Below are 17,251 nucleotides of genomic sequence, written 5' to 3' on the forward strand. Positions count from 1 at the left end.
TAGATTCCTTTAGTTGCCCTTGCTGGCGCCGGCTGGCAGGGTGGCCGAAGCAACGGCTTTCGGCGCTTGCATCTCGACCTTCTGGCCATCGCGGAAGCTGGAGGCCGGGGTGCGCATGACGATGTCGCCCGTGGCCAGGCCGGTCTGCACCTGCCAGTTGCCGCTGCGCGCATCGCGCGCGCCCATCTGCAGCGGGGTCTTGGCCAGGGCCTTGTCCTTGATCTTCCACACATAGGTGGTGTCGCCCTGCTTGACCAGCGCCGATTCCGGCACCATCAGCGCGGAGGTCGATTCGGCCTCGATGCGGCCTTCCGCAAACAGGCCCGCCACGCGCGGCAGGTTCTTGTCGGCGAATTCAACCAGCACTTCCACCTGGCGGGTCACAGGATTGGCGGCCGGATCGACGCGCTTGACCTTGCCCAGGAAATTCTGGCCCGGGTAGCCGTTGATCGAGAACACCACGCCCTGCCCTGCCTTGACCACGCCCACCGAGTCGGCGGAAACGCGGCCTTCAAAGCGCATCGAGTTCGGATCGACCACTTTCACCAGTTCCTTGCCGATCTGGGCGGTGTCGCCGGCCGACACCTTGCGCTCGGAGACGATGCCGTCGAACGGCGCGCGCACCAGGGTGCGGGTCAGCTGCTGGTTGGCGGTGACCAGGCGGGCGCGTGCGGCGGACAGGTCGGACTGCGCATTATTGCGGCGCACTTCCGCGTCCTCCAGCACTTGCGAAGACACCATGCCGGACGCCTTCAGCGTCTTCTGGCGCGCCAGCACGCGTTCGGCCTGCTCCAGCGACTGGGTCGAGGCGCGCACCGCTTCCTGGGCCGAGGCCAGGTTGTCGCGCAGCGCGGTGTCGTCCAGGCGCACCAGCAGGTCGCCCTTCTTGACAGCTTCGCCATTTTCTTTAAGTACTTGCATGACCACGGCACCGACTTCGGCGCGCAGGTCGGCTTTGCGCTCCGGCTGGATGGAGCCGGTGACGACCGGACCGGAGGCCAGCGCATTGCTTTCCACCTTCACCAGATCCTCAGACGAAACCTGCAGCGTGGCCAGCTTCTTTTCTTCGCCCTTGCCTTTGGCATCGGCCGTAGCGGACGCGCTAGCCTTGCCGGCTTCCGGCGCCTTGTCGGACTTGCCGCAAGCGACCAGCGCAGATGCAACAGCGAGAGCTAATAGGGTTTTACGCAACATGAGAATCTCCAGTGTGGTGGACAGCTTATTTATATATTCGAGTGCATACTTCTGCAGCGTGCAAAAGTATCCTTTTTGAGGGGCTGAGAGTCAATTCACCACGGGCCAGACTGCGGGTTTTTGGTGCTGGACTGCAGGATTCGCGGATAAACCGCAAAAATGGTGAATAGGCGGGAGGGTGGGATTAGTACACATATGTACTAATCCCAGGGCTTTTAGCGCGGAAACAGGGCGAAAACCAGGTGGCCGATGGCGATGCCGGTCGCCAGGCCGCCGGTAATCTCGATCACGGTATGGCCCATCCGTTCGCGCAGCCATTTATGGTCCGTGGCATCCTTGGCGAGCCGGTTGATGGCGGCTGCCTGGCGGCCGACGTGCTGGCGCAGGCTGTTGGCGTCGATGATGACGATGAAGCACAAAGCCACCGCCACGCCGAAAGCGGGATGACCCATGCCCTCGCGCAGGGCGATCAGGGTAGCCATGCTGGACACCACGGCGCTGTGGTTGGACGGGAAACCGCCATTGCCAACCAGGTTGAAAGCCCATTTGCGGGCCTTGATGCTGTTAATCAGGAATTTGATTGGGCCGACCGTAATCCAGGTCAGCAGTGGCGTCAGCAGGTAAGCGAGATCCATGTATAGCGTCCTAAGGGGGCAATCCCCCATTATAATCGGCGCACCAACAATAATTAATACCAAGAAAACATGAAGCATTTCAGGATTTCTATCATCGTCACCATCACCCTGATGGGGCTGGCCGGCTGGTGGGGCTATGAACATGGCGGCTGGCGCGCAGCCCTGACCGCGCTGTGGATTACCGGCGTCCTCGGCGTCATGGAAGTGTCGCTCTCGTTCGACAATGCGGTGGTCAACGCCTCCGTGCTGAAAGACTGGAACCCGTTCTGGCAGAAGCTGTTCCTGACGGTCGGCATCCTGGTGGCCGTGTTCGGCATGCGCCTGGTGTTCCCGCTCGCCATCGTCGCGGTCGCGACCGGCCTGGACATGTTCCAGGTGTGGGACATGGCCACCACCACGCCGGCCGAATACTCGCGTCACCTGATGAGCGTGCACGAAGAAGTGGCAGCCTTCGGCGGCGCCTTCCTGCTGCTGGTCTTCCTCAACTTCCTGTTCGATGAAGAGAAGGACGTGCACTGGATTCACTGGTTCGAGGAAAAGGTCGGCAAGTACGGCACCGAAAGCCTGGCCATCCTGCTGACCCTGATGGCGGTCTTTGCCTGCGTGCAGCTGGTACCGGAAGCCAAGCAGTACTCCGTGCTGTATGCCGGCGTGACCGGCACCGCCATCTACGTCGGCGTCGGCTGGCTCAGCAGCGTTCTGGAGAAGGAAGGCCACGACGACACCGGCAAAGTAGTCGCCGGCGGCTCGCTGGGCGGCTTCCTCTACCTCGAAGTACTGGACGCCTCCTTCTCGTTCGACGGCGTGATCGGCGCGTTCGCCATCACCAGCGACGTGGTCATCATCATGCTTGGCCTGGCCATTGGCGCCATGTACGTGCGCTCCCTGACCGTCTACCTGGTCCACAAAGGCACGCTGGACGAGTTCATCTACCTTGAGCACGGCGCGCACTACGCCATCGGCATCCTGGCCCTGATCATGTTCGCCAGCGTCAAGTACCACATTCCGGAATGGTTCACCGGCCTGTCCGGCGTCGCGTTTATTGCTGTATCGCTGTGGTCTTCCCTCAAATACAAGAAATTACATCCTGTGGAGTCTGAATGAGCCGTGTGTTGTTGATTGTCGGCGGCCTGCTGGCCGCCGTAGCGCTGCTGTTTGCAGCATATGTGTGGGTAGCCCTGAGCTACTCGTATTCCGAAGGCGAACGCGCCGGATACTTGCAGAAGTTCTCCAAGCGCGGCTGGATCTGCAAAACCTGGGAAGGCGAGATCCTGCTGACTTCCATGCCCGGCGCCATCCCCGAAAAGTTCGAATTCACCGTGCGTGACGACGCCGTGGCGAACCAGATCGCCGCCGCCGCCGGCAAGCGCGTAGTGCTCCACTACGCCCAGCACAAAGGCCTGCCAACGAGCTGCTTCGGCGACACCCAGTACTTCGTCGAATCGCTCACCGTCCAGCCATAAGCGAGACAGGGTCAGACCCTTGGGTCTGACCCAGGTTTGCCGGGTTTAGTATTTTCAGTACGCCGATACCGATGCAAAATACATCTATCTTTGCAGTCAGGAAGCTGAAATGACATCAAACCCGGACGCCCCCAGCACGGACAAAGAACCAGCCAATCCCCCACGCCAAAGCACCATCGACCTGCTCGCAAGCTTGCCAGGCGCTGGTGAAGACTCTGACTTCGCCAGGGACGTCGAACCCAGTCTGCCAGGTCGAAAACGGAGATGGCTAATAGCACTCACAGCTTCAATCCTGGCGCTACTGGCACTGGTATGGTTTTGTTCTGGCGCTAAGGCCCCGAATGCAATTGAGGCCAGCACCGTCATTCCTGACGCAGTGGCCAAACTTGCTATTCGTCTCGAGCCAAATCATCCATATTTGGCGGAGTACCGCCGATTTATCCTGATCCGAAACGAAGAAGCCGAGATAGCGCGACTTGAGCTATCTCTGGATTCCGGCGGTTTCGCACGTACGCAACTATACCGTCAGCCAGATGGGCGAATCATCATTCAGGGCTATCTTGACGCGGCGCTCCTTGATCCCGCTCGCGTCAACCTAAAGCACGAATTTGATGTTGATACTTCCGGAGCTACTTATCTTGGAGCGTTCGATAAAGACCGCAATGGCGACTGGAAGTTCATGAGTTCCGAAGAAAGCCCCGAGCAACAGCTCCTACCCGGCGGAGGCTAGGTTACGAACACTCGTAGTCTAAAATATATACTTTTTATCACCGGTGTTGTGGATACCAAGGATTTCGAAGCACAGCTGAATCAACTTGGCGCGCAGGGTTGGGAGCTCGTGTCAGTGTTCGACACCAATATGGCCGCCCACGGCGCCACCCGGGAAATCGTCGCCGTTTTCAAACGCGCGACCATTTGAGCCCCAATAGTGGGGCATCAATTGCTCGCGCCCGGCCAGGCCAAAGCGACTTTGACAGCCAACGCAACCGCTGACATGTAGTGATGTCAATACAAGTACCGAGAGTATGGATTTTCCCGAAGAACTTAAAAACTGGCTCGAAACTGCGCTCTCGCAAGATGTGCCGGACTCCGTGGCTGCGTTTTCGTTCAATCTCTTTGTACTCCGCCCCTGGGAAGCATATGGCCTTGAACTCATCGGAACAAGCAAGTTCGCCCCCGGCGATACGAGCTGGGCAAGTCATGAGATTTGGGCCGCAAGCCCGCGCTATATTTCTATTCCCAGCTCATTTAATTGCGGTGGCTGCTACGACTGCTTAGACGTGATGAGGCAACTTCTGACGAGCTTTTTGCGTGAATCTACGACGGCTTCCATGAAGCTGAAAGGATCTAAAGCCATAGCCATCAGCTTCGCCAATGACACCCTGGAGACGTTTTGGCTTGCAGCACCGCAAGACATCGCGAGGCAATTGAAGCAAACGTGGAAAGCACCTACTCCTGGAGATGCGGAGTGGGCAGGATATGAGAATGATTGGGATGCACGATATGCCCATGAAGGACTCTTCGGTAAATCGGTCGAGCAAGTTCAGCATCTCTTTGAGGAGAGAAATCCCCTTTCGTTAGCCGAAGATCTTCACTTCATGCCGTACGCAGCGTTTCAGTACTACATCTTCGCCTTCGCGCAATTTCTACTTAGTGATAGTGCTCCTGGCGAGTCTGACGCGGCGAGCGCGTTCTTGAACTTGTTGATTACTCGTGAATCTGAAGAGCCGGGGAGCGTGTCCGAGCTGTATGCTCAACTCAAGCCAACGGTGGAATTCGTTGCGACGCACCAGTGGTACTTTGATGCAGACCTGGACATTTACGGGAGTTTCGAAGATCTCGGGGATAGAATCCGCGCCATGTGCGAGCCGTGAACCAGGATACTTGTTGCGCGCATAGAGACCCTTATTTTTTCTTCCAGTACGAGAATTCGGTCTCGTAGCAGTTGGTGTCTATCTCAGCGATTTTCTCCTGCATGACCGCCTGCGCATCCCGCACTGCCTGGTTATAAATCGATGGTCCGATTTCGCGCACGCAGAAATCGAGGAGCAGGCGCGCCTTCAAGCCGCCAATTTCTTCATCAAAGTTCTGCGAGCAGTATCGTTGCAGGGAGTCGAGTAACACCGCTTCTGTTTGAGCGTCGAGTTTGATAGCCATGGGATCTGCAAGTTGGTTGGACCGCGAAGCATAGCAGGTTGATCCTCTAGGGGTTGAAATACTCGACGTGTGCTACGCTTGGCGGTGCTTAACCACGTCGCTAGCGCAATCACTGGAGGCTCAAAATGAGATACGTGAAATCGATGTCGTCGACGTTAGTAGCTTGCATCTTGATTACCGGTTGCACCGGCATCCCCTACGATCCACGAACGAACAACGACTCAACGCCGCCGGAGATCGGCTTGCGTGTAGAGGGTCAGCGTTCGGACAGCGTCTACAAGCCGAACCCCGCGCCGACAGACACGCAATGCTTCCCCAAGCAAAGCGACTTCTGCCCCAACCATCGTATTACGCCGATTGATATTGGGGCTCGCGTTCCCGGCAGCCCAATCGTGTCCGTTCAAATTCATGAAAACGGTGAAGCGAGCGTGCTGGCGACGGCGAAGGATAGCGGAAGCGGCATCAGCAAGATCAGGCTGAGTTGCAATCGTCAGGTGTACTACAACTGGGATGCGGCCAACCAGACCGAGTCGAATGCTGTATTTCCGGCTGACGTCATGGAGCAAACCAACCAGGTCAGCAACGGGCGCGTGCCGGAATCGGGAATTCTCCAGAAAGTCCTGAACATGCGTGGGCAAATGGTCTTCCAGAACGCTGCCGGCACGCCGACGCGGGGACATCGCGTCGCCGTCAGGTGCAGCGCAGAGGCGAGCAATTTCAATGGCTTTGGCGTCTACAGTGATGGCGTCGTGATCTGGGCACAGGACCGGTCGATTCAACCGTAGGCTGCGCTGCGCGCTCCGCTCGCCGCAGGCACAGATTGCCGTAGAATTCTCTCTCCCGAATACGCACGCCGATAGCCGCCGTGCGTCGAGGGAAGCGTTTTTTTGCCTTGCGTCCTGCGGCCGACCAATAAGGAAGCTCCTTGAACCAGAACATCTTTATCAGCATCGCCTCCTACCAGGATCCGATACTGTTTTTCACCCTGCAAAGCGCGATCCATCACGCCGAATTTCCACTGATGCTGCGCTTTGGCGTGGTAGACCAAAGCACGCACGACCAGCGCACCCGGATGGAAGCCCTGCCATACGGGCGCCAGGTGCGCTATGTGCATATGCATCCTCAGGACACGCAAGGTGTTTGCTGGGCGCGTAACATCGCGTTCTCGCTATACGATGGCGAGCAGTATCTTTTGCAGGTTGATTCGCATACGTGCTTCGAAGCCGGCTGGGACAGCAAGCTTCGCGCCCAGCACCGTGCGCTGCTTGAACGTAGTGCCAAGCCGATCATCAGCACCTATCCCTACCGCTTCGACTTCGTTAACGGCGTGCCGCACTATAAGCCGTCGGAAGGCAAAACCGCCTTGGTCCTGCGGCCCCACCCGGACACCCCATTGAGTTCTGGCGACGTTGTGATGCGGTTCGTTGGGCGGCACATGGTAACGGACAGCGCCGTTCCAGGCTGCCATATCGCGGCAGGATTCCTGTTCTGCGGCGGCCAGTTCGTCGAGGAAGTCCCCTACGATCCCTTCCTGTATTTCCATGGCGAGGAACAGAGTTTGGCGGTACGCGCCTACACGCGGGGCTGGGATATCTTTCACCCGACCTGGACTCCGCTGTATCACCTGTACAAGGAGGCTAACGTAGCGCATGAGAGCCATCACTGGCACGACGAAGACGAGGCACAACGCTCGTTCAGTGCGGCCTATCTGAACGCGCGGGCGAAACTTCGTCTTGCGCGCTTGTTGTGCGGTGACGGACTGCCCGGCGCATATGGTCTGGGAACAACACGCACGATGGAGGAGTTCCGGGCACTGAGTGGCATCGACTATCGCAATAGATCGGTAATCGATCCCTACCCTGAGGGCGTGCTTATGCCAAGGAGCGACTTGGACCGGCAGCGCGCGACCGCCGGCGAGTGCCGCGTTGGATGAGCTAATGGCGCTGCGTCCGGCCCAGCGTTAAGCACCGGACGCGCGTTGCTCCCCGACCTACCGCTTTACCCCGCCATATAGGTGCTCGTGGGTCGCCGTAACGCCCCAAGGGTCCTGGGCGAACCTAACAACGACGTCAATGCGCACCGCCCCACGTTTCGGTGGATACCCTGGACGGCCGAGATTGAATGTGTACACGCCGGCGTACGTGCACACGTCTTCTGGCGGCTGGGCACACTCAAGACCGGCATCGACCAATATAGTTCGGGCATCGGTGCCGCTTGGATAGCGTGCACGGAACTCTTCAAGAAATGACTGCACCTTTGCCCGGCTCCACTCGTCGCGCCATAAGCCAGCATGCTTTTGCAGCTGAATCGCGAGAGGACTCTCTCCCAGGCCCGCGAAATTCATACTCATACTTTGAGCGAACACCGATGCCGGGGCTACAAATGCAGTGAGAATGAGAGCTGTGATAAGTCGCTTCATTTCGGCACACGTCATCAACAGGTCGCCGCAGCGTGAACGTCGGACACACCAACAAGCGTAACGGACGTATCCGCGATTGGCGCGGCATTGCCTGACGAAGGTTCCGGCCACGTTGGAACCGGCAAGTCAAATCGGAAGAGGTCCCTTATTGCGTTAATTTCGCTCTGCGTAAGAACGTGCTTGTCTACTCCTGGCTCGTAGCCGGGCATATCGGCTACTTTGGTATCGAGTCCCATGCATGCAGCCATCGAGATGAAGGCCGAATTGCTGTTATAAGAATTGCCGCCAGCCAGCACGCCATAGGTTACCGCTTTCTCTGTGATCGACGTGGCGCACGCTTCGCCGGCAGAGAAGAGCTGGGACATCTGCGTCATCGTCCCACTCGCCAGTTCATGCTTGGCATCGGTGGAAAACGTGTTCCAGCTGACACTATTGGTGGCGAATAGTGTACCGGTGGTTGTCCACGAGGCTAAGTTGCCGTTCCCGTCCCGGGCAACACCATGCAATTCCCTCACTACGTTACCCGAATTGTCGACCAATGCGAGATAGTTATGCACGCCGAAACCCATTACGGGCATTGCAGCTTGGATGATTTTTGCCATTCTCTCCGCTCCATTCTCTAACGATTTATTGGGGATCCGATAGCACAAAAGTTCAGGCGATGTGCCCGGGCTCCAGTACAGTGATACTCGTGTAGCTTGCGGGAGCTTACGTTAGCGTTGCATAAAAATCAATTTAAACTTGTGTTTTTCTTTGTTTTTTCTTTCTTTTACGTTGAAAGTTTCGTTATATCAGCAAAACGAAAGAGAAACGTGCCTGCTGGTTGCGAAAGCCATTTTCCGCCACCCACGGTTGGCTCCCGATCATGGCGGGAATCCGGAAACGAAAAAAATCCAGCTCAAAATTGAGCTGGATTTCGCGCTGCGCCTGATTTCGAGTCAGGCTTAGCGGCCGCGCCAGACGGCGCCGGCAGTTTCCTTCAGGCGGCCGATGACGTCGCGCGCCATGGTCTCGGAGTGTTCATCCGACGGATGCGCAGCACGCTCCTCCATCGCATTCAGCATGTTCTGCGCGGCGTGCTGGCGGCGGGTTTCCTGTTCCAGCAGGCGCTTTTTGGTTTCGACCATGGCGGCGGTGGTGGCGGTCACGCGGCGCTGCATTTCGGCGTGGGCGTGGACGGTGTCGATCAGGGTCTTCTGTTCGGCCAGCTTGGCCCATTCGGCCTGGTTGGCGGCTTCTTCGGCCTGTTCGCGCTGGCGCGCGATTTCGATCAGCTGTTCTTCGGCGTCGGCACGCGACTTGGCGGCGGCGGCGGCTTTCTTCTCCAGCTCGACGCGCACTTCGATGGCTTTGGCGGCGCGTACTTCGGCGGCGTTGGCGGCGCGCTGCTGCACCAGCTTCTGCTCGATCAGGGCCAGGGTTTCGCGCTCTTTGGCGACGAACTCGAGTTCCGATTTCAGCAGGGCTTCTTCGGCGTGGACGCGGGCCTGCTCGGCTTGTGCGCGCTCCGCTTGCACCTTGCCCAGTTCGACGGCCAGGCGGGCCTGGGCGGCGGCGGCTTCGGCGGCGGCGGCCTTGTTGGCGGCGTCGCGTTCCATCTGATCGGCCATGGCGCGCACGGCGGCGGCTTCCTGCTCGGCTGCGACTTGCAGGCGGGCGTCGGCGGCGGCTTTGCGACGCGCTTCGGCGGCGCCGGCGCGTTCGGCTTCGGTACGGGCGACCGCGGCGGCGGTGGCCATTTCTTCGGCGGCGATGCGTTCGTTCATGGCGGCCAGCGCGTTGGCCTCCGCTTCGGCGCGGGCGCGCTCGGCTTCCGCCTGGCGGGCGTTGATGGCGTCCAGCGCTGCTTGCTCGGCTTCGGCGCGGGCACGTTCGGCGTCGGCCAGGCGCACAGCGGCGGCGGCTTTTTCCTGGGCCAGGGCGTTGGCTTGCTCGGCGGCGGCCAATTGCGCGGCGATGGCGTCGCGTTCGATCTTTTCAGCGGAGGCCTGCTCGGCGGCGACAACGGCGGAGCGGGCCGACAGTTCGCTGCGCTCGGCGGCGGCGGCAGCGGCGCGCTGGTGTTCTTCGGCCTCGATGCGGGCTTGTTCGGCGGCAGCTTGCTCGGCTTGTTCGCGCAGCTTGGCTTGCTCCAGCGCGACCGCTTCCGCTTCCATGCGGGCGCGGGTTTCGAATTCGGCCTGCTGTTCGGCTTCCACGCGCGCCATGGCGATGGCGTGCAGTTCGCGGTCGGATTCGATGCGGCGTTCGGTGGCGGCCATGATCTGGGCGTCGGCGTCGCGGCGCGCTTGCGCGGCGGTGGCGGCCATGGCTTCAAGACGTTCGCGGTGCAGCGCGGCGTCGCGGATTTCTTTTTCGGTTTGCAGGCGCAGGTGCAGCGATTGGGCTGCGCTGCGGTCGGATTCGGCTTTGGCCAGGGCGATCTGTTCGCGCTCCTGCTCCAGGTGGGCCAGTGCGCGCGCTTCTTCCAGTGCGCGCACTTCGGCGGCGGCGCGTTTGAAGGCGGCTTCCAGTGCGACCTGGTCGGCGCGTTCGCGCTGGCGGGTGGCCTCCAGGGCTTCGGCTTCGGCCTGGGCCAGTTGTTCAGCGGTCATGCGGGCGGCATGGGCCTGGCGCTCGCGTTCGCGGGCGATGGCGGCCATGCGCGCGTCGGCGGAGGCGACGCCAACCACCTCTTCGCGCGCGGCCTGCACGGCGGCGGCGCGTTCGGCGGCTTGCAGGCGGGCCTGTTCTGCTTGTGCAGCCAGCTCCTGGGCGGCTTTGCTGGCCATTGCGGCCAGCTTTTCCTCTTCGGCGACTTGTTCGGCGGCGCGGCGGCGGCTCTCTTCTTCGGCTTTGGCGCGCTGCTCGGCGGCCAGGCGCACTTGCAGGTCGGCGTCGACGCGGGCGCGCAGTTCGGCGGTTTCCTGCTTGACGGCCTCCAGGCGGGCCACGCTGGCGGAGGCGGCGGCGCGCAGGGTGTCCAGGCGTTCCTTGTTGGCTTTGATGGCTTCTTCGGCGGCTTCGGCGTGCTGCATGGCGGCGGCGGCGGCGGCCGACTCCAGGGCGGCGCGGTCTTCCGCCAGGGCGCGGGCGCGGGCTTCGGCAACGGCGCGCGATTCGGCGGCGCACTGGGCTTTGGCTTCGGCTTCGACGCGGGCAATGGCTTCGGTGATGGCTTTCAGCTCGGCCTTCTCATGCTCGGCGCGGTCGGTGGTTGGTGGCAGTTGTGCTTGCATGAGGTTCTCGCTTAGGCGTTGGGGTGATGGTGCCATTATCTAAGAGACCTGCGGGGGGGTAGCTTTGGAGAAAGACGGGGATTTGCCGGTAATTCTCCGTTTTGAAACCCGGAAACCAGGGTCTGACCCAAGGGTCAGACCCTGTCTGTGCATCTGCCGGTGGTCGGGGGTGGCGCTGTTGATCTTCGTCGAAAGTCAAAGGCGCACAACCGAAACCCACGGCCGGGAGACCGTTGGGGGTCTGACCCTGCGGGTCAGACCCCGGTTTACCGGGTTAAACCGGCCAGAGCGGCGGCTCGTCCATCAGCGCGATCTGTTCGCGCAGCTCAAGGATTCGATCTTGCCAGTATCGTTGTGTATTAAACCACGGAAAAGCCACCGGGAACGCCGGATCGTCCCAGCGCCGCGCCAGCCAGGCCGAGTAGTGGATAAGGCGCAACGTGCGCAGGGCTTCCACCAGGTACAGCTCGCGCGGGTCGAATTCGCGCATGTCTTCGTAACCGGCCAGGATGTCGCCCATCTGGCGCACCATGTCGCGCCGTTCGCCGGACAGCATCATCCACAAGTCCTGCACCGCCGGCCCCATGCGCGCATCGTCGAAGTCGACGAAGTGCGGGCCGGCATCGGTCCACAGCACGTTGCCGCCATGGCAATCGCCGTGCAGGCGGATCAGCTCCACCTGCCCTGCCCGCTCGTAGCAGCGGCGCACGCCATCCAGGGCCTGGTCGACCACCGAGCGCCAGGGGGTGACCAGCTCGGGCGGCAGGAAGTCATGCGCCAGCAGCCAGTCGCGCGGCTCTTCGCCGAACGAGGCCAGGTCCAGCGTGGGACGCGAGGCGAAAGGCCGGGCGGCGCCGGCGGCGTGGATGCGGCCGATGAAGCGGCCGGTCCATTCCAGCACCTTGGGGTCGTCCATTTCCGGCGCGCGTCCGCCATGGCGCGGGAAGACGGCAAAGCGGAAGCCGTCGAATTCGTGCAGGGTGCGGCCATCGCGCGCCATCGCGGGCACGGCCGGGACTTCGCGCTCCTGCAACTCCTGCACAAACGCGTGCTCTTCCAGGATCTGCTCGTCCGTCCAGCGTTGCGGGCGGTAGAACTTGGCGACCACGGGCGGGCCTTCTTCCATGCCCACCTGGTAGACACGGTTTTCATAGGAATTCAGCGCCAGCAGGCGGCCATCGCCGTACAGGCCGATGCTGGCCAGGGCGTCGAGCACTTTGTCGGGGCTCAGTTCAAGGAATGGATGCGTCATTCTCGCTATTGTAAGGGCCAGGGCGTATACTGTCGCCCTTCGACCAAATATATAGAGCACGACGCCATGCAACTCGACCAGCCATTGACCGACAAAGAATTCGACGAACTCGACTCCTTCCTCCTGGGCGACCAGAGCCCTGAGGATTCCATGACGATGGACCACCTGCATGGCTACCTGACCGCCATCGCCATCGGCCCGGAGCCGATCACCCCGGCCGAGTGGCTGCCCAGCATCTGGGGCGAGGACCGCAAGGACGGCCCCAAGTTCAAGAACGAAAAGCAGGAAGAGCGCATCTACAACCTGATCACCCGCTTCATGAACGAAGTGCTGGTGACCTTTGAAGTGGCGCCGAAGGAGTTCGAGCCGCTGTTCGTGGAGCACGAACACGAAGGCAAGACCCTGCTCAACGCGGAAGCGTGGTGCTGGGGCTTCTGGGAAGGCATGGAGCTGCGCGAGGGTTCGTGGGACGAAATCTGGGATTCGGAAGCCGGCCCGCTGATGCGCCCGATCTACCTGCTCGGCGCCGACGAGATCAAGCCGGAAGAGCTGGCCGAGGTGGAAGACCCGGTCAAAGCCCACCAGCTGGCCCTGGACATCGAGGCCAACCTGCCGGCCATCCACAAATTCTGGGTGCCGCGCCGCAAAACCGGCGTCACCACCGTCAAGCACGAGACGCCAAAAGTCGGCCGCAACGACGATTGCCCATGCGGCAGTGGCAAAAAATACAAAAAATGCCACGGCGCCGAACAGTGACTATTTATGAAAAATAAAGATTGACCCTGCTCAATCTTTATTTTTATGCTAACTCCGCTGTACACCAATTAAAACCAAACAGTTGGAGGAAGACATATGAAGAAGGTGTTTGCCGCGTTCCTGTTTGCCATTGGCCTGGGCGCGAGCATGACTGCAGCCGCCGGTAGCTGTGAGTACTGGTGCGCTGTTGACCTGGAGAGCTGCTCGGCATCCGGTACCGACTACGGCACGTGCTACGAGCAGTACATCTATTGCTGGGCCCGTTGCGGCCACGACATCCCTTGATCCGTGTTTAACTGAGGAGACGATATGAAAAAGTTATGCGCGGTATTCCTGTTCGCGGCTGGCGTGGGCGCCAGCCTGAGCGCCTCGGCACGTGACTGGCAGTGTGAGTACATCTGCCGTGTCGATCGCGACCATTGCCTGCAGCAAGCGGGCGATGACTGGGACGCACGCCAGGCCTGCCAGGATTGGTGGGAAGGCTGCTGGGTACGTTGCGGCAATCAGATTCCTTAACCTCGTCAATGGAGCACAGCATGAAAAAATCGATCTCGGCTTTCCTGTTCGCGATGGGCATCGGCCTGACCTTCACCGCTGGTGCGGGCACCTGCGAGTACCACTGCATCCAGACCTGGAAGTGGTGCCTGAACCAGGCTGCTGGCGATATGGAGAAGCAGGCTGAATGCAATGCCACGCAAGATGAGTGCATGATCAACTGCTAAGCATCTCCCGGCACTGGCGCAGGGTCCGGCATTCTTCCGCCCTGCGCCTTCGGACTGACAAAATTTGCTCCCTCCCCTGCTGCCAGACTGACAATTTTTGTCTGTAAAGCCACGAAGTAAACGGTTTCCACGACTGGCACAGCATTTGCTCCTGTCCCCGAAACGGTCATCGCGCCGACACTATTTGGGGATAAAAAATGCAATTAAGCCATTGCCGGGCCTTGACCCTGGCCTGCCTGCTCAGCCTGGGCGCATCAGCCTGGGCCACCACGGTCGAAATCACACACACCGCCAAGAATGCCTCCGTTGAACTAGGCCGCAAGATCTGGTTCCTGGGCAAAGTAGACGGCAAGGGCGTCTACATGAATTTCGCCGTCAACGGCATCCCGGGCGGCAACGCCACCGTCGGCACCCTGAATTCGCAGAATGGCGAATACATTGCGCCAGTGAAGATGCCGGCCAATCCCGTCATCACCGTCACCGGCACCACGGCCACTGCGCCCCAGGTCAGCGGCAGCACCAGGCTGACGCTGGTCGTGGCCGGCAGCGGCACGGGCACGACGCCGCCCCCGACGCCCACGCCTACCCCGACGCCAACGCCAACGCCGGGCCCGATCGGCACCCAGCCTGCGCCCGATGCCGCCACCGTTGCAGCGGCCCGGCTGCTTGAGCGCGCCACCTTCGGTCCGAACGCCGCCAGCTTCGCCGCCGTCAAGCAGATGGGCGCGCAAGCCTGGCTCAACCAGCAGTACAGCATGCCGGCCACGCCGCTGCCGCAGACCAGCGACATCACCGCCTTGCGCAACGGCTGGTACATGAACATGGCAACCGCGCCAGACCAGGTCCGCCAGCGCATGATCTTCGCCCTGTCGCAACTGTTCGTCGTTTCATCCGACAAGAACAACGGCGGCGACCAGCTGCTGCCCTGGCTGACCACGCTGGACAAGCACGCCTTCGGCAATTTCGGCAGCCTGCTGCGCGAGATGACCCTCAACCCGGCGATGGGCAAGTACCTCGACCTGGCCAATAGCCGCACGCCGGCGCCCAACGAGAACTATGCACGCGAAGTGATGCAGCTGTTCACTATCGGCCCGGTACTGCTGAACCAGGACGGCAGCGTGCAGCGCGACCGCTACGGCGATGCCATCCCGGCCTATACGCAGGAAACCATCGCCCACATGGCGCGCGCCCTGAGCGGCTGGACTTACACCGGCACCAACCTCACCGGCAGCAACTGGGAGAACTTCACCGGCCCGCTGCAACCGCGCGACCGCCTGCACGATATGGGCGCCAAGACCCTGCTCAACGGCGCCACCCTGCCCGCCGGCCAAAGCACGCTGCAGGACCTGGATGGCGTGATGCAGAACCTGTTCAACCACCCCAACCTGCCGCCCTTCATCGCCACCCGCCTGATCCGCGCTTTCACCAGCAGCAACCCGAGCCCCGCTTACATCGAGCGCGTAGCCAACGTCTTCGCTTACGGCCCGACCGGGCGCGGCGACCTGAAGGCCACCCTGAACGCGGTGCTGACGGACCCGGAAGCGCTGGCCGTCTCGCCCAGCGCCGGCAAGCTGAAGGACCCGCTCCTGCACAGCCTGTCGCTGTTCCGCGCCACCGGCGCCACCGTGGTGAACCCGACCAATATGTTCTGGGACTATTTCCTGATGGGCCAGCGCCTGCTGCAGGCGCCAAGCGTGTTCAACTTCTACTCGCCGCTGGCGCCGCTGCCCGGCAATCCGGAACTGTTCGGCCCTGAGTTCCAGCTCTACACCCCGGCCCAGGCCATTGGCCGCGCCAATTTCCTGTACGGCTTCATCGCCGGCAATAACGCCGGCATGGTCAGCATCAACCTGGCGCCCTACCAGGCGGTGGCGGGCGATCCGACCGCACTGCTCAACCTGGTCGATGCCACGCTGCTGCAAGGACGCATGACGCCGTCCACCCGCGCCGCCATCGGCGCCAGCCTGCAAGCCACCACCGACCTGAAGCAGCGCGCCATCACCGCGCTGTACCTGACCGCCATCGCGGCCGACTTCGCCGTACAGCAGTAAGAAAGGACACACACCATGTGCAAAGAAAAAATATCGCGCCGCCGTTTCCTTGGCGCCAGTGCGCAAGCCGGCATGCTGGGCGCCATGTCCAGCCTCGGCCTGCTGGGCATGACGCGCCCGGCGCACGCCGCTGTCGCTGACTACAAAGCCCTGGTCTGCCTCTACATGTATGGCGGCAACGACGGCAACAATATGATCGTTCCGCTCGATGCCGCGCATTACAACGCCTACAGCAATATCCGCCGCAGCGGCGGCCTGGCCTTGTCGGTGGAAGCCAAGACCCTGCTGGCCGCGCGCAGCGCCCGCCTGCAGGACGGCAGCGACCAGCCCTTCGCCTTCCACTACGGCATGCCCGAGATCGACGCCCTGTTCGCGCAAGGCCAGGTGGCGGCCCTGCTCAACGTCGGCAACCTGCGCCAGCCGCTGACCAAGGCCCAATACCAGAGCGGCGCCGGCGTACCGCCGCAGCTGTTCTCCCACCCCGACCAGAACCAGCAGAACCAGGCCGGCACGCCATCCGGCGCCGGTACCGGCTGGGGCGGCCGCCTGGCCGACGCCCTGGGCGCCAATGGCGACCTGGATGCGGTCTCGATCGGCACCAACGGCCTGTTCGTGTCCGGCACCACGGTGCAAAGCAACCTGCTGCCCGGCAATGGCCAGCTGAGCCTGGCCGGCATGAACTTCTGGCCGCAAAGCGAAGCCGACAAGCGGCGCGCCGCCCTGGTGCAGGCGCTCTCGGCCAGCAACCCCAGCCTGATCGCCACCGCCGCCAACAAATCGCTGCTGAACGGCATGGAGCTGGCCAAGGACTTGCAGGCCGCCGCCAACGGCGCCGCGCTGCAGACGGTCTTCCCTGGCTATAACATCGCGCAACAGTTGAAGACCGTGGCCCAGCTGATCCGCCTGCGCGCCGCGCAAGGACCGGGACGGCAGGTGTACTTCGTTTCGCTGGGCGGCTTCGACACCCACGGCGGCCAGGCCTGGCAGCAGTTCGACCTGCTGCGCCAGGTGTCGCAATCGGTGGCCGCCTTCCAGAACGCCCTGCGCGAAATCGGCGCCGAACAGAAGGTCACCACCTTCACCATGTCCGACTTCGGCCGCACCCTGCAGCCGAACAGCGGCGGCACCGACCACGCCTGGGGCAACCACCAGCTGATCATCGGCGCCGCCGTGAAGGGCGGCCTGTACGGACGCTTCCCCGAGTTCGTCCTCGGTGGCAAAGACGACGCCACCGGCCGCGGCGCCTGGATTCCGCACCTCTCTAACCAGCAATACGGCGCCACCCTGGGCCGCTGGTTCGGCGCCGAAGCCGACGCCCTGGAGAACCAGGTCTTCAAAAACGAGCTGGTGAACTTCCCCGTCAAGGACCTCGGCTTCATGCTTT

Annotated in this window: 19 protein-coding genes; 13 read left to right on the forward strand and 6 right to left on the reverse strand. The window is 61.6% G+C overall.

Features of this window, described 5'->3' with window-relative positions; all coding sequences use genetic code 11:
• Nucleotides 1–9: 9 nt before the first annotated feature.
• The gene (locus ACE3TQ_RS22780) at nucleotides 10–1,194 is read right to left on the reverse strand and encodes an efflux RND transporter periplasmic adaptor subunit (protein WP_374585306.1); all 1,185 of its coding nucleotides are present in this window, start codon (nucleotides 1,192–1,194) and stop codon (nucleotides 10–12) included.
• 215 nt (nucleotides 1,195–1,409) lie between these two features.
• The gene (locus tag ACE3TQ_RS22785) at nucleotides 1,410–1,829 is read right to left on the reverse strand and encodes a divergent PAP2 family protein (RefSeq protein WP_374585308.1); all 420 of its coding nucleotides are present in this window, start codon (nucleotides 1,827–1,829) and stop codon (nucleotides 1,410–1,412) included.
• Between the two features lie 69 nt (nucleotides 1,830–1,898).
• Here ACE3TQ_RS22785 and ACE3TQ_RS22790 point away from each other — a divergent pair, with 69 nt between their 5' ends.
• From ACE3TQ_RS22790 to ACE3TQ_RS22810, 5 genes are all read left to right on the forward strand, one after another.
• Nucleotides 1,899–2,933, forward strand: coding sequence for a DUF475 domain-containing protein (locus ACE3TQ_RS22790; protein WP_374585309.1), 1,035 nt, complete (start codon nucleotides 1,899–1,901; stop codon nucleotides 2,931–2,933).
• Nucleotides 2,930–3,292, forward strand: a complete 363-nt coding sequence (locus ACE3TQ_RS22795; RefSeq protein ID WP_374585311.1) for a hypothetical protein — start codon at nucleotides 2,930–2,932, stop codon at nucleotides 3,290–3,292. The genes ACE3TQ_RS22790 and ACE3TQ_RS22795 overlap by 4 nt, the downstream gene beginning before the upstream one ends.
• Nucleotides 3,293–3,401: 109 nt before the next feature.
• Nucleotides 3,402–4,022 carry a hypothetical protein gene (locus tag ACE3TQ_RS22800; RefSeq protein WP_374585312.1) on the forward strand — a complete coding sequence of 207 codons (621 nt, stop codon included), beginning with the start codon at nucleotides 3,402–3,404 and terminating at the stop codon, nucleotides 4,020–4,022.
• A gap of 48 nt (nucleotides 4,023–4,070) precedes the next feature.
• Nucleotides 4,071–4,211, forward strand: a complete 141-nt coding sequence (locus ACE3TQ_RS22805) for a DUF4177 domain-containing protein (protein WP_374585314.1) — start codon at nucleotides 4,071–4,073, stop codon at nucleotides 4,209–4,211.
• 106 nt (nucleotides 4,212–4,317) lie between these two features.
• Nucleotides 4,318–5,166, forward strand: coding sequence for a hypothetical protein (locus ACE3TQ_RS22810; RefSeq protein ID WP_374585315.1), 849 nt, complete (start codon nucleotides 4,318–4,320; stop codon nucleotides 5,164–5,166).
• Between the two features lie 31 nt (nucleotides 5,167–5,197).
• Here the strand turns inward: ACE3TQ_RS22810 and ACE3TQ_RS22815 are convergent, their stop codons facing one another.
• On the reverse strand, nucleotides 5,198–5,449 hold the full coding sequence (locus ACE3TQ_RS22815; protein WP_374585317.1) for a DUF2164 domain-containing protein: 252 nt from the start codon (nucleotides 5,447–5,449) through the stop codon (nucleotides 5,198–5,200).
• Nucleotides 5,450–5,574: 125 nt separating this feature from the next.
• Here ACE3TQ_RS22815 and ACE3TQ_RS22820 point away from each other — a divergent pair, with 125 nt between their 5' ends.
• Nucleotides 5,575–6,234, forward strand: a complete 660-nt coding sequence (locus ACE3TQ_RS22820; RefSeq protein WP_374585319.1) for a hypothetical protein — start codon at nucleotides 5,575–5,577, stop codon at nucleotides 6,232–6,234.
• Nucleotides 6,235–6,374: 140 nt separating this feature from the next.
• A complete protein-coding gene (locus ACE3TQ_RS22825; RefSeq protein WP_374585321.1) occupies nucleotides 6,375–7,382 on the forward strand; it encodes a GlcNAc-transferase family protein in 1,008 nt (335 codons plus the stop codon).
• 500 nt (nucleotides 7,383–7,882) lie between these two features.
• Here ACE3TQ_RS22825 and ACE3TQ_RS22830 read toward each other — a convergent pair whose 3' ends face one another.
• The 3 genes from ACE3TQ_RS22830 to ACE3TQ_RS22840 all read right to left on the reverse strand — a co-directional run bounded on the left by ACE3TQ_RS22830 (nucleotide 7,883) and on the right by ACE3TQ_RS22840 (nucleotide 12,338).
• Nucleotides 7,883–8,470: a hypothetical protein gene (locus ACE3TQ_RS22830; RefSeq protein ID WP_374585322.1), complete on the reverse strand. Its 588-nt coding sequence runs from the start codon at nucleotides 8,468–8,470 to the stop codon at nucleotides 7,883–7,885.
• Between the two features lie 342 nt (nucleotides 8,471–8,812).
• The gene (locus ACE3TQ_RS22835) at nucleotides 8,813–11,086 is read right to left on the reverse strand and encodes a hypothetical protein (protein WP_374585324.1); all 2,274 of its coding nucleotides are present in this window, start codon (nucleotides 11,084–11,086) and stop codon (nucleotides 8,813–8,815) included.
• A gap of 274 nt (nucleotides 11,087–11,360) precedes the next feature.
• On the reverse strand, nucleotides 11,361–12,338 hold the full coding sequence (locus tag ACE3TQ_RS22840) for a serine/threonine protein kinase (protein ID WP_374585326.1): 978 nt from the start codon (nucleotides 12,336–12,338) through the stop codon (nucleotides 11,361–11,363).
• Between the two features lie 66 nt (nucleotides 12,339–12,404).
• Here ACE3TQ_RS22840 and ACE3TQ_RS22845 point away from each other — a divergent pair, with 66 nt between their 5' ends.
• The 6 genes from ACE3TQ_RS22845 to ACE3TQ_RS22870 form a co-directional block, all read left to right on the forward strand.
• A complete protein-coding gene (locus ACE3TQ_RS22845) occupies nucleotides 12,405–13,094 on the forward strand; it encodes a UPF0149 family protein (RefSeq protein WP_374585328.1) in 690 nt (229 codons plus the stop codon).
• Between the two features lie 96 nt (nucleotides 13,095–13,190).
• Nucleotides 13,191–13,379: a hypothetical protein gene (locus tag ACE3TQ_RS22850; protein WP_374585330.1), complete on the forward strand. Its 189-nt coding sequence runs from the start codon at nucleotides 13,191–13,193 to the stop codon at nucleotides 13,377–13,379.
• Nucleotides 13,380–13,403: 24 nt separating this feature from the next.
• Complete coding sequence (locus ACE3TQ_RS22855; protein WP_374585332.1) at nucleotides 13,404–13,610, forward strand: hypothetical protein; 207 nt, start codon at nucleotides 13,404–13,406, stop codon at nucleotides 13,608–13,610.
• Nucleotides 13,611–13,630: 20 nt separating this feature from the next.
• The gene (locus ACE3TQ_RS22860; RefSeq protein WP_374585333.1) at nucleotides 13,631–13,816 is read left to right on the forward strand and encodes a hypothetical protein; all 186 of its coding nucleotides are present in this window, start codon (nucleotides 13,631–13,633) and stop codon (nucleotides 13,814–13,816) included.
• 197 nt (nucleotides 13,817–14,013) lie between these two features.
• Nucleotides 14,014–15,867 (forward strand): DUF1800 family protein, encoded by a 1,854-nt coding sequence (locus tag ACE3TQ_RS22865; RefSeq protein ID WP_374585335.1) that lies wholly within the window; start codon nucleotides 14,014–14,016, stop codon nucleotides 15,865–15,867.
• Nucleotides 15,868–15,882: 15 nt separating this feature from the next.
• Nucleotides 15,883–17,251, forward strand: a 1,369-nt coding sequence (locus ACE3TQ_RS22870) for a DUF1501 domain-containing protein (protein WP_374585337.1), incomplete at its 3' end; no start/stop codon positions are given.

The sequence above is a fragment of the Pseudoduganella sp. genome, from assembly GCF_041914865.1.
GTDB lineage: Bacteria > Pseudomonadota > Gammaproteobacteria > Burkholderiales > Burkholderiaceae_D > Rugamonas.